Raw genomic sequence first — 11668 nt, 5'->3', positions numbered from 1 at the left:
ATTGTACAGCCCGCTCGACCCAACAAGTACGATCGGCGGCAAATCGTCCCTTTGCCGTCTCCAAGGATGTTGTCAAAGCGACCGGAATTCGAGAGGTCAACTCAAACGGCCGCTTTGATCTCAATTCACGAAATGCAGCTGGTCGAACTCTCTGCGCCAGTCGGAAACCTCTGCTAGAACAGTTTCACCACTCAGGCCGCGCATGATCAGATCGGCCAAACGCTCAGCGTCGTCGGACCTCATACCCCACCGCACCAACTCTGGGGTGCCGATCCTCAGGCCGTTCATGTCCGCCTCTACGGGTTCGACCGGCAAGCCGATGCCACATGCGAGGAACCCGCTTGCCCGCAGCTTTTTGGATGCTGTTTGACCTCCGCCGAAAGCCTTCGCAAGAACCGCGAATTGGTGGGAATTTGTAAAACCATCCCGGCAAGTGAAGATCGGAACACCCTGCTCGTGCAACGCTTGGGACAACGCTTGTGACATGGCGATCATCTCGCGCGCATAGGCCGAACCAAATTCCTTCCAATCCAACATCGTGACGGCGAGAGCAGCAGTCTTGGCTGCATCGAAATTGGCAGTCATGCCGGGAAAGGCTATCGCGTCCAGCGCTTTCGCAATTTCGGCTTCATTTGAAACGATCAGACCCCCAGCCGGACCACCAAGGCTCTTATAGGTGCTCATAGTCATGAAATGCGCACCTTCTTTCAACGGGTTGGACCACGCGCGTCCGGCAATGATGCCACACTGATGGGCGGCGTCGAACATAACCCATGCTCCTACTTCGTCCGCAATGGCGCGGACCTCGGCCACAGGATGTTCAAACAGATTAAGGCTGCCGCCAATCGTGATCAGCTTGGGCCTCTCAGACTTCGCCAGTTCGCGCAACCCATCCAGATCGACGGTGTAGCCATTAGCGTTCACAGGTGCTTCGATTGTTCGCAGACCAAAAAGTCCGGCGCAACCAGCTACATGATGGGTAACGTGCCCGCCAATTGAGGCGGGAGGAGCGATTATTGTGTCGCCTGGTTTGCAAGTCGCCATAAACCCATAGAGGTTGGCAATGGCGCCTGAAGGCACGCGAACTTCGGCAAACTGGGCATCAAAAACCTCGGCGCACAGTTCTGCGGCGATAACTTCGATCTCTTCGATTGCTTCCAGCCCCATTTCATATTTGTCGCCGGGGTAACCCAAGGAAGGTCGCGACCCAATGCCTGAAGACAAAAGCAGTTCGGCTTTGGGGTTCATCACATTGGTTGCCGGGTTTAGGTTGAAGCACTCTTTCTCGTGGATGCGACGGTTTTCCTCTGCCAAATGCTCAATCCGGGCCAATAGATCACCCGACGGTGTCGCAGCGGCCTTTGTTGCGATGTCCTGAACCAAGGTTTCGCTTACGGCGGGCACCCAATCTCTTTGCGCAAGTGTCATCTGACGATCTCCTGTTTTTCTCAATGTGACGACTGCCGCGTGACATCGCAAAGCAGAATTGATATTTCTTGGCGTAGAAAAACTAAGGCTTCTGAAATGAGCGTTGTTCCTAATCGCCCGAATGGACCACCTCTGAACGCCATGCGCGCCTTTGAGGCTGCTGCGCGCCACGTAAGCTTTGCCGCGGCAGCCGAAGAGTTGAGCGTCTCACCGGGCGCGATATCTCAACACATAAAAACACTGGAAGGTTGGGCAGGGTCCCCGCTGTTTCGCCGCAATGCCCAGGGCGTTGAGCTCACCCCTGAAGGGCAGTCACTTGTCGCGGATTTCACCTCGGCCTTTGACCAAGTGGCCGATGCGGCCCGAGCGTTGCGCAACTTAACGCCCAAGGCCGATTTTCACATCGCATCCCTGCCCAGTGTTGCCCAACTTTGGCTGCCCAAGCGTCTGCGTCAGATCAGAGCTCAATTGCCAGACATCACTTTTTCTGTAACAGCCATGGAAACTCCGCCCACTCTTGGGCGTGAGCTGTTCGATTTGTCGATCTTCTTCGCCGTGCCGGATGGATCGCCAAGGCAGATCGCTGTTTGCAAGGACATTATCGCTCCGGTTTGCGCGCCTACGCTTCTGGATCGCGCCCGAGGCGGAAACGGATTTGAAGACATTCCACTACTGCATGATCAGGCTTGGAAAGACGATTGGTCCACTTGGGCCCAAAATACTGGGTATAAACTGCGCGATGATCAAAGTGGACCTCAGTTTTCGCTCTACAGCCTTGCCGTCGAAGAGGCCAAGGCCGGCGCAGGCATGTTGATCGGACATATGTGTCTGATCGAAGAAGCTTTAGCTTCTGGTGCTTTGACGCCCGTGCATAGTCAATCCTGCCATACAGGTCGTTCTCTTGTGATCGAAATGCCAGAACAATCGAGACGCAGACCTGAAACGGGCCAAGTTGTTCAATTGCTGTCAGACTGAACAATCATCTACGCCAAAGATTGAACTGTCTCTGCTTCCGCTAATTGGGTTGGATTTCACCTTTTCTGAGCGATAAACTGCGGTTGGGGCTTGCCGCGATGGGCGGCTTTGGGCGCTGACAGTTTTGGAACTCGATCTACCTGCCGACGCTGATATTGACTTCAGAACCTGTCTGCTAAGTGTGCAGTCAGCCACTTTCGTATGATCGAAGTTTGTTAGAAGACAAGCTTCCAACTCTTCCTACTTCGAGAAAGTAATGGCTGTGCTACTGTCGCGAAGCTTACACCGTCCTGAGCCCGCTCAGCCAATTGCAGCTGGGTCGTCGTGGTATCGACATGCACCACCCCTTTGTCGAACGGCCCCATCGCGGCATGGGCGTCGGGCGGCGGCTGATCGAAGGCGCAATATACAAGGCGCGCGCGCTGTCCTGCTCCTACATGATGGTCGGCACCCACCCCGACAATTCAAAAGCCCAAGCCGCCTACCTGGCTTGCGGATTCGAGCGGCGGGATGCGGTGCATCCCCGGTTTCACTTTCCTCTCGATGCCTAGTGGGTTTCAGAACCGACCAGCAAGCCTTACAACCGCTCAACCATGTCGATCGGTCCAGCCTCAGCCTCAATCGCGCGGTTCAAAGCTTTCCGGAACAGTTTGGCCCCCGCGTCCAGTCCCAGATCAATATGGGGCGTCTTGGCGTATTTCATGCCCAGATGAACCTTTTCCAACACTTCTTTGTCCTCAAGAAACGCCATCCGCGCGCCATCATTCATGAATTTGGACACCTCGGCATTGTCGGGATCGGAATTGCGGTGCTGGAACCAAAAATACCGGGTTCGATCCTCATCAATCGGGGTCATGAAGTTGTAAGAGATGTTGATGAATGTCTCAGCAACCGGTTGCTTATCATAGCCTCCGGTCCCGACGGGCGTGTAGATGGATTTGTTCAGCCCGATCGCAGGCATACACATCTCATAGTGCTGCAGTCGGTCACAATCACCGTCAAAGGCCACCAGTTTCGCGTAATAAGGCGACGGCGGCTTGTTCTCGATCCAGCGCGAAACGATTACGCCTCGATCTGTTCTATTCACATCCAACGGCTCTTCATCCGTGCCTGCACCTGCAAAGGACGACACATGAACCCAGGCTACATGGCTTGGGTCCAACAGGTTGTCGCAGACCCACAGGTAGTGACAGTCAATATCCATCACCCCGCCATCGGTTTTGCCCCAGCTTGGGTCATCGAAGTTATCAATCGGGAAAATCTTGTCAGGATCGGCCAGATCCGGGTCGCCCATCCAGATCCACAGAAAGCGATAGCGATCCACCACCGGGTAGGATTTTACAACCGCTCTACGCGGGGTCATACCGCGCTGGGTCGGGCTATCGGTGCATTTACCCGAGCAGTCGAATTTCAGACCGTGATAGCCGCATTCCACAACATCGCCAATCAGGTTGCCATTAGACAGCGGCAGCTTGCGATGCGGGCAGGCATCCTCAAGCGCGACGGGGGTGCCGTCCTGCTGGCGGTAGAACACAATGTTTTCGCCTAGAAAGGTCTCGGCCTTCAGTTCGCGCCCGATATCCTTGCTCCAAGCGGCGACATACCAGCAGTTTTTCAGAAACATGGACGAGCTCTCCTGTTGGTCAGATGGCTTGCGCCAGTATGGGCGGATGCCCCTCACTCCGCCGACTCCACCCGCACAACTCTAATGCTGGGATCGACCCGGCTATAGGCTGCGAGCAAACGTTGGTTCCACTTTTGAGAAATGTAATCAGCCATAAACCGCGAAGGAGCAACGAGGGTCACAGTCCCCCCTGCCCGCTCAGCTTCGGATAAATGTTGAAACCAGCTTGCCCACAGTTCTGGATCTCGTTCATGAAGATTCGACTGGACCTGTGACCAGACATCGCTCTCGCCATCTTCGGTGGGCGCGGGTTTCATCGTGAACGGCACAATATTTGTTTCCGGCTCCGGTTCATGCATCATACGCGCATGGAAGTCCGAACCTATGATCGGCCACACCTCTTGCGTGTCGATCATGATCTGTTTGAGGTCAATCTCGTATACGGCGACTCTGCCACGCGCCGCAGGCCTTTTGACGGATACCCACCCTAATGCGCGAAATTTGGACATTTCGCGCTTTACTGTCCTTTCGTTCACTGCCCAAAGGCGCGAAATTTCTTCGCGTCCAATCGACAATTCATTGCTGCGCCAGTTATATCTGGTCGTAATCAAGGCGATGATACGCAGAACACTACGCTGTCGATGTTTGTCTCCTGACAAGGCGTGAATGGTCAGCGCAGAGAGTATATCGTATTTTAAGGCCGCCGCATTACGCCCGACCGGTTTAGCCAGTTGCATACCCGTTCTCACCGCTTCTTCTGCCTCAGACGGGTTTATCCCGCCATGTCCGCGCTGTTTTCCAACGCTTTTCGCCATCTTGGCCTAATTAGCGTCCAAACCTTCGATTCTGTCAAGAAGAGTCTGAAGTCGAGGCAACCTTTAGGTCGGTCATCCTTCAAAAAAGAAAAGAATTTGGTGAATCACTGGTGAAGGGGGACATGCAGTACGTCCCCTTAAAGAGTTCTAATGTCCCCCTATATATAGGATTTGACAGTTCCCTGTCCCCCTAAATAACGAGGTTCCTGGTACATGACTCGCTGAGCGGCGCGGCCGAATCTCCCGAATCGCTTTTGCGCTTAGACGCCTTGTTTTCTTACCCGTGGGTAAGGTTGCAGTTTCATGATATTTTCTTTTGCGTAAAGTGCAAATCGGTCGTAAATAGGAAACGAACAGAAATTTACGTTCCAAATATAGAGATCAGAGGCATGTACACGCACGAAGACCTGAGCGCATTGCGCAACCAATCCCTCAAGCTGCAGGGCTGGATTCGCCAGCAGACTTTTAGCCCCGAAATGGAGAAGACACTCCGCCGGTTTTCAAGCTGGGAGGTTTCCGAGCTGATCTTCCGAGTCAACCAGTCGACCTTTCGCGGCAAATTGGCGGCGGATCCGTCCCTGCCCAGTGGCGAGGTCGAGCCGGATGGGCGCCAGAGGTGGTTCAGCCTGGAAGAGGTGAACGAGTTGCGACGACGTCTCAAGGTGAACCGGAAGTCCCTGATGCCCCCGCGCCCCGAAGGCAAGCGCGCCATTCGCGCTGCTGTTGCCAACTTCAAGGGCGGAGCTGGAAAATCGACCGTGGCGTTACATCTTGCGCACGCCTCTGCACTGGATGGGTATCGTGTGCTTGTGGTGGACTTTGACCCACAGGCGACGCTGAGCCATTCGATGGGTCTTACGGATGTGGCCGAGGATTATACTGTCTGGGGCATCATGGCCCGGGATCTAATCCGTGAAACGGAACGTATGAACAATCGCCCCGTTGCCGCGCAATCAGGGACTGCCCTACCCCGCCGTGAACTGCCGCCGTCAATTACAGATATGGGTCTTGGTGACCTCAGAATCTCGGACTTCATCAGAAAGACTTCCTGGTCCACGATCGACGCGATCCCGTCCTGTGCCAATGCTGCCTTCGTTGAATTTGCTTCGGCGCAGTATCGGCATCTTAACCCTGAGTGGTCATTCTTTGCGGCTGTGTCGCGATATCTGGATCAAATCCCCGATGATGCCTATGACCTGATCATCTTCGATTGTCCTCCGGCCATTGGTTATCAATCCATGAATGCCGTCTTTGCTGCTGACATGCTTTATATTCCATCGGGCCCGGGATACTGGGAGTACGATTCCACCACGTCTTTCATAGGTCAGCTTGCCGAGGCGCTGGAGGATCTGGCTTACGGCTTCGACAAAACCTTACCCACGGGTAAGATCGGCTTGCCGAAAACATTTTGTGAGTTGCGGTTCCTACTCACACGATATGAGCCGGGTAACGCTCTTCACCATGCGATGTTCGAGGCTTTCAAAAAGGTCTTTGGTGAGCACGTCGCCGAGCACCCGGTGGAAATGACTCGCGCAGTTGAGCAGTCGGGCCGCTTTCTTAGCTCGGTTTATGAAATGGATTATCGCGAGATGACACGGGAAACCTGGCGTCGAGCGCGTTCGACATTTGACAACGTATATGAAGAATTCCGGGGCGTCATGTTGTCGGCCTGGGACAAGCTGGAGGATGAGGCATGAGCCGCAAGCGCAGAATGTTCGATATCGACATACCGGCAATGGACGACATTCCTGTCGGGAAAGTGCCGGACAAAGTTCTTGAGAAGCGCCGAGGTCCGATGGCAGCGGCGATTTCTGAAAATGCCGATGCATTGCGGGATCAGCAATCGACAGAAGAAACCATTCGAGCAGAAAACGATCGCCTGGCACATGAGTTGGTCCGCCTTCGGAACGAAGGTTTGGTCACTGAACATGTACCTCTGGCCAATGTCTTGACCGAAAAGCTGACACGAGATCGCAAGCCTGGACCGGATCCAGAGTTGGACGAGCTCAAAGATTCTATTCGGGACATTGGGCTGTCCAATCCAATCCGACTTGAACGTCGTTCGGATGGGCGGTTCGAACTCATCCAAGGGATGCGTCGCCTATCTGCTTATCGAGCATTGCTCGATGAAACGGGTAAGGACGTGTACGCCCGAATTCCGGCGGGCATTTCAGAGGCTAGTGACCTCGACAACAGCTACCGTCGCATGGTGGATGAAAACTTGATCCGTAAGGATATCTCATTTGCGGAAATGGGCGCACTCGCACGAGCGTATGCAGAAAACCCGTCAAATGATTGCCCGGACGTGGACAAGGCCGTTTCCACGTTGTTCAAGTCGGCAAGCTACACCAAGCGCAGCTATATCAGGTCGTTTGCCAGTTTGTTGAGGATGTTGGACAAAGTGCTGATGCATCCAAATGACATTCCGCGAAATGTCGGCGTGGAACTTAAACGCAAGTTCGATGCAACGCCAAATCTTGTGCGGCAGGTGAGCGAGACGTTGATGAGCGAACCGGATCGTGACGGCGTTCGCGAGGTCGCGATTCTCAGGTCTTTTTTAGGGGCGTCAGAGGCCAGCGAAGACAAGAAGCCTAAGGGTGAAAGCTCCAGTAAGCCTCGGCGTGCGAAAACTACGTTTCAAGTAACCGGCCGGGCAGGGGTTGCGAAATGCTCTGCTTCCAGCGGGCGTATTGAGTTGAAATACAACTTGGACTTCACGCGGGTGGATCGCAACAAACTGGAAGAGGCGATCGCCGCTTTTATTGAAGCTTTGCCTGAAGAAGATGACCTTACCCACGGGTAAGAATTAGGGCAGTAATCTATCAAAGGCGCGGACTGCAGTTCGCGCCTTTTTTGTTGGAGACGTATTAAGCCGGGGCCAGTATCGGCATCCAGGATCGGGCCAAGCTAGTTCGTTTTGAGTATGATAGAGCGGGCATTGAGGGCCTATGCTGAGGCAGAAGCTATTTTTCGCAAAGCAGCGCACAAACGTGGAACTAAGCCAAAGTTTGAAGCTGGCGATTAAACCAATCCTCTGGAATGCAGCCCTTCTAAGGATAACGTTACCACCGCTCGCAGCAATTTTTTTGAAACACTCATGTGATGCTCCACTGATTTTCCTATGCTTCTTGCCTTTAGCTCGGGGCGTGGAGTCTGGCGGTTTACGATATTGATTTCAGTTAGAGACCATCCAACTTGTGCAACTCTTTTGGGGGGTCCAGCCACGCAGCAAGGTTTGTCATGTGCTAGACAAAAGGTTTTGGCAAATATTGGCAGCCGCAGAGCGGAGTTTTTTGTTTGAGTTACGTTTTGGTCAAGTTGAACCTTGGTCTAGGGCAGGGTACTCAACACCGTCCTTGCCTCGTTCTCTGCCAGCGCTCAGCTACGACTTGGCTCTTAATGCTCCAAGAGTGAGAAAAGGTGCGCTTACGTGAGGTGTCGTGTAACGTGCAATAAGTTTAAAAAATGATCATTAAAATAAGCTTAAGCAAGAAATTGTGTTATCTAGGGGGATCTGTTGCAAAGTTTCTTACTGACCGAAGAGTTGACACGGTTTCGTTGCAAAGTTTTAGGTCGGCCAAATAGATCTGCGATCGCTTCCGGGTCAGATTGCCAACTCGGAGAATTGACGAAACGGGCAGAGTCCCGGTGTGAAATGGCCTTTACGGATCATGTGCGCGACCTCGATGCCAGCCAGAGTCGCTGATGCCGAAGCAAAAGACTTGAAGCCGAACATCAGGCGGGTTCGTCTTTTGATGAAACGATGGTCCTGTTCCACGATGTTGTTCAAGTATTTTCGCCTGACCATTTCAATTGGGACCTGGCAACCAAAACCTTTCAGCATCTTGTTGGTGGCCTTGAGGCCAGCGGTGTTAGCTCCACTTTTGTTGATGACAATCTTTCTCGGAAGGCCGTTGACCTCCAGCATTCGGGCAAAGAACTTGGTGGCCGCGGGTTTGTTTCGACGTTGCGAAAGCATGAAATCAAGCGTCTTGCCGTGCTTGTCGACAGCTCGATAGAGATAGACCCAGTTTCCTTTCACCTTGATGTAAGTTTCGTCCATTCTCCAGGAGCGGTCGCACGGCCCCCTTCGACGACGCGCCGCTTCAGCAATTGCGCCTGCATACCGCGTCACTCAGCGGTTCAGCGTCGTGTGATCTACTGCAGCGCCTCGCTCATGCATGATCTCTTCCAGATCGCGATATGACAAACCGTATCGGACATAGAAAAACACTGCGAAGAGGATCACATCTTTCGGATACTGCCCGCCTTTGAAAGAGATCATAATAACAAACTTTCAACTTCAATATTTCGATATCCAATCACTCGAAGAACTTATGAGCGTCAACAGTCAAAAGTTTGCAACAGATCCAGACGCAGTGCTGCGTGCGATGATTCCGCTGCGCACTACCCCCAGAGAGTGCCCAACAACAAATTCGCCCCCAGCAGCGAAAATGCGCCTAAGAAAAAGCCTTTGAAGGCTTCGGAATTTGCCCTATGCCGCAACCGCTCACCTGCGGAAAACCCAATCAGGGTCGGAACCAGCAAGAAGACCGAGACTGCCAGATCCGCTTGCGAACTGTGCCCGACAGCTATGAACATCGCCAAAACGGACACACTACCAGCCGTGATTAAGAACCCGAGTGCCTGAACAAATGCGTCACGCTCCAGTCGGAGACCGGTCAGGTACATAGCCAATGGTGGCGCCCATGCGGCAGTCAACCCACCAACCAGCCCGGCAACCAAAGCGCTGATTATTTCGAACAAGCGCACTGTGCTTGACGGGATCGGAGGCACCATGTCACGCCAGCTGAAAAAGCAAAACGCCAGTACAAACGCACCTAGCACAGCGCGCAAAAACCGATCTGGAGTGGATTGACTGAACCAGACGGTTCCAGCGACGCATAGGATCAAAATGGCCGCGTAGCGCCAATGCCGTTTCGCGCATCCAACCATGTCAGGTCCACGCCAGAATTGCCAGACGTTGCTCAGCAACATTGGGATCAGGATCAATGTGACGGCGGATCTTGCGTCGAGCTTAAACGTTAACAGAACCAGCGCGACGGTCGGCATTCCCAGCCCAATGAAACCTTTCACTGCGCCTGCCAGCAGCAGGACGGCGCTGGCAAACGCGATCAGGGAAATGTCATGCATTGCTGCTTCGATTTACTTTATCTGCCTGTCGCGGCTTTCGCGGCAAAGCTTGAGAGCCGCAGGTTTCGGCGTATCTTAGCGCGGTGATACATTTTCGGCAATGCTTGCGGGTTTATGTGCGAACAGGCAATTGCCGTTCATGACGGAAAAGAAACTACGCGGCGCGTGTGCCGGTGGAACATCTTGCAGTTGCTAAGCAAGCAAAAAACCGTTCAGCTTCTATGTGTACTTTAAGAAACAAGCAGCTAAAGAGAAGGACCAGCATGTCGAAGGCACCCCAATCGGACTTGCAACGCGCCCTCGCGGCGCGTTTCAGCGATGCACCTTCACAAGTTGAAAGCACCGCACAATCGGACCTTTTGTATTCCATGGCGGCCCGTGGTTCTTGTCGTGCATTCACGGACAAGCCAATCCCATCCGATTGGGTCCGCACCATCTCCGCGATCGCCCTATCCGCGCCCACAAAGAGCGATCTGCAGCAGTGTGATATCATCTTGCTGGAATCCGAAGATATCCAAAGACGTCTTGCAACACTTGTGTCGGGTCAGTCTTGGGTCGCGGATGCGCCGATGATTGCCGTCATTTGCGGCAACAACCGTCGCCAAAGGTTGTTGCACGAATGGCATGGTGTCCCCTTCGCAAACGACCATCTTGACGCGTTTTTCAATGCAACGGGGGATGCAGCGATTACGCTGGGCGCTTTCGTGACAGCGGCGGAAGTGCTTGGACTCGGCTGCTGCCCGATCAGCGCTGTGCGAAACAAGGCTGCGGCGGTCTCTGACCTGCTTGATCTGCCGGACCATGTTTTTCCATTTGCGGGCCTCGCATTTGGTTTTCCCGCGCAAACGCCGAAGATCTCTAAGCGGCTGCCACTACAGGTCACATGTCACGTCGACCATTATAGGGAGGTCAATTTGAAGGAGACAATTGTGCAATACGATGAAGAGCGCGCGACGTCGCAGCCCTATGAAAAACAGAGATTTCCAAAGAAATTTGCGGACAGCGAAAGGTATTCCTGGTCTGAAGACAAAGTTCGGCAGTATAGCGAGCCCGAACGTGCTGACTTTGGTAACTACGTTAGGTCATGCGGCTTCGAGCTTAATTGATTTGTACGCTAGGATGCTAAGCACTTCAGGACGCGGAGGGTTGATGTCAGAAGTCGTAACACACGAGCCAGAGAACGTCCTTTGCCAACAATTCAGAATGGGCGAACAAATTTCTTCACAGTGGGCTTTGGAGGAATACATTTCGCGGACTGCGGTGCAGCACGGTTGGCAATTGATTCCCAGGAGTCGCAACAAGGTTTGCTTTGACGCTTACGGGTACCGAGCTATCACAACACTTGCAAGGTCAGAACACGAAACTGAAGTACTGTCGGCCGAAACCATTTTTTCTCCGTTGCCCAATAAAGGATCTTGGTGGGTTGACGTAGGACTGATCCTGCTCTGCTGCGTTCTGGTCTTCATTCTGCCGGAGTGGTGCTTGGGTGCCATAATGGTCGCCGCAATCATTTATGTTGCAGCTCCTATTTTCCTTCGCAACAGGTATGCGAAGGCAGAAATCAGAAAATTTGTCACGTCGCTAATGGACTGAAGCAAATACCTTCTCGGATTCACTACCGTGATATTCTTTCATCAGGTCAAAGTGAGACGGCTCTTGAAACAAGATACTT

10 protein-coding genes and 1 pseudogene are annotated in these 11668 nt (G+C 53.2%); 6 read left to right on the top strand and 5 right to left on the bottom strand.

Features of this window, described 5'->3' with window-relative positions:
- Window positions 1-120: 120 nt before the first annotated feature.
- Entirely contained in the window at window positions 121-1428 is a 1308-nt protein-coding gene (gene glyA, locus GS632_RS18275) for a serine hydroxymethyltransferase (protein ID WP_171180556.1), read from the bottom strand.
- A 96-nt stretch (window positions 1429-1524) separates the two neighbouring features.
- Between glyA and GS632_RS18270 the strand changes: the two genes are divergently transcribed.
- Entirely contained in the window at window positions 1525-2403 is an 879-nt protein-coding gene (locus GS632_RS18270; RefSeq protein WP_171180554.1) for a LysR family transcriptional regulator, read from the top strand.
- A gap of 308 nt (window positions 2404-2711) precedes the next feature.
- The gene (locus GS632_RS18265; protein ID WP_171180552.1) at window positions 2712-2954 is read left to right on the top strand and encodes an N-acetyltransferase; all 243 of its coding nucleotides are present in this window, start codon (window positions 2712-2714) and stop codon (window positions 2952-2954) included.
- Between the two features lie 26 nt (window positions 2955-2980).
- Here GS632_RS18265 and GS632_RS18260 read toward each other — a convergent pair whose 3' ends face one another.
- Window positions 2981-4027: an aromatic ring-hydroxylating dioxygenase subunit alpha gene (locus GS632_RS18260; RefSeq protein ID WP_171180550.1), complete on the bottom strand. Its 1047-nt coding sequence runs from the start codon at window positions 4025-4027 to the stop codon at window positions 2981-2983.
- 53 nt (window positions 4028-4080) lie between these two features.
- The gene (locus GS632_RS18255) at window positions 4081-4842 is read right to left on the bottom strand and encodes a DnaA N-terminal domain-containing protein (protein ID WP_245224505.1); all 762 of its coding nucleotides are present in this window, start codon (window positions 4840-4842) and stop codon (window positions 4081-4083) included.
- Between the two features lie 389 nt (window positions 4843-5231).
- On the opposite strand from GS632_RS18255, the gene GS632_RS18250 reads away from it, so the two are divergent.
- Together GS632_RS18250 and GS632_RS18245 are read left to right on the top strand one after the other, a co-directional pair.
- Window positions 5232-6539, top strand: coding sequence for an AAA family ATPase (locus GS632_RS18250; RefSeq protein ID WP_171180549.1), 1308 nt, complete (start codon window positions 5232-5234; stop codon window positions 6537-6539).
- A complete protein-coding gene (locus GS632_RS18245) occupies window positions 6536-7645 on the top strand; it encodes a ParB N-terminal domain-containing protein (protein ID WP_171180547.1) in 1110 nt (369 codons plus the stop codon). Before GS632_RS18250 ends, GS632_RS18245 begins: the two co-directional genes overlap by 4 nt.
- Before the next feature lie 801 nt (window positions 7646-8446).
- Here the strand turns inward: GS632_RS18245 and GS632_RS18240 are convergent.
- Window positions 8447-9127: pseudogene (locus GS632_RS18240) on the bottom strand (IS6 family transposase).
- A gap of 122 nt (window positions 9128-9249) precedes the next feature.
- Window positions 9250-9996: a sulfite exporter TauE/SafE family protein gene (locus GS632_RS18235; RefSeq protein ID WP_171180545.1), complete on the bottom strand. Its 747-nt coding sequence runs from the start codon at window positions 9994-9996 to the stop codon at window positions 9250-9252.
- A 173-nt stretch (window positions 9997-10169) separates the two neighbouring features.
- Between GS632_RS18235 and GS632_RS18230 the strand changes: the two genes are divergently transcribed.
- Window positions 10170-11102, top strand: coding sequence for a nitroreductase family protein (locus GS632_RS18230; protein ID WP_348540121.1), 933 nt, complete (start codon window positions 10170-10172; stop codon window positions 11100-11102).
- A 43-nt stretch (window positions 11103-11145) separates the two neighbouring features.
- The gene (locus tag GS632_RS18225) at window positions 11146-11589 is read left to right on the top strand and encodes a hypothetical protein (RefSeq protein WP_171180543.1); all 444 of its coding nucleotides are present in this window, start codon (window positions 11146-11148) and stop codon (window positions 11587-11589) included.
- The last annotated feature ends 79 nt before the right edge of the window (window positions 11590-11668 follow it).

Source organism: Ruegeria sp. HKCCD7296, from assembly GCF_013110775.1.
Classification (GTDB): domain Bacteria; phylum Pseudomonadota; class Alphaproteobacteria; order Rhodobacterales; family Rhodobacteraceae; genus Ruegeria.
This window is presented reverse-complemented; position numbering and strand designations above follow the sequence as displayed.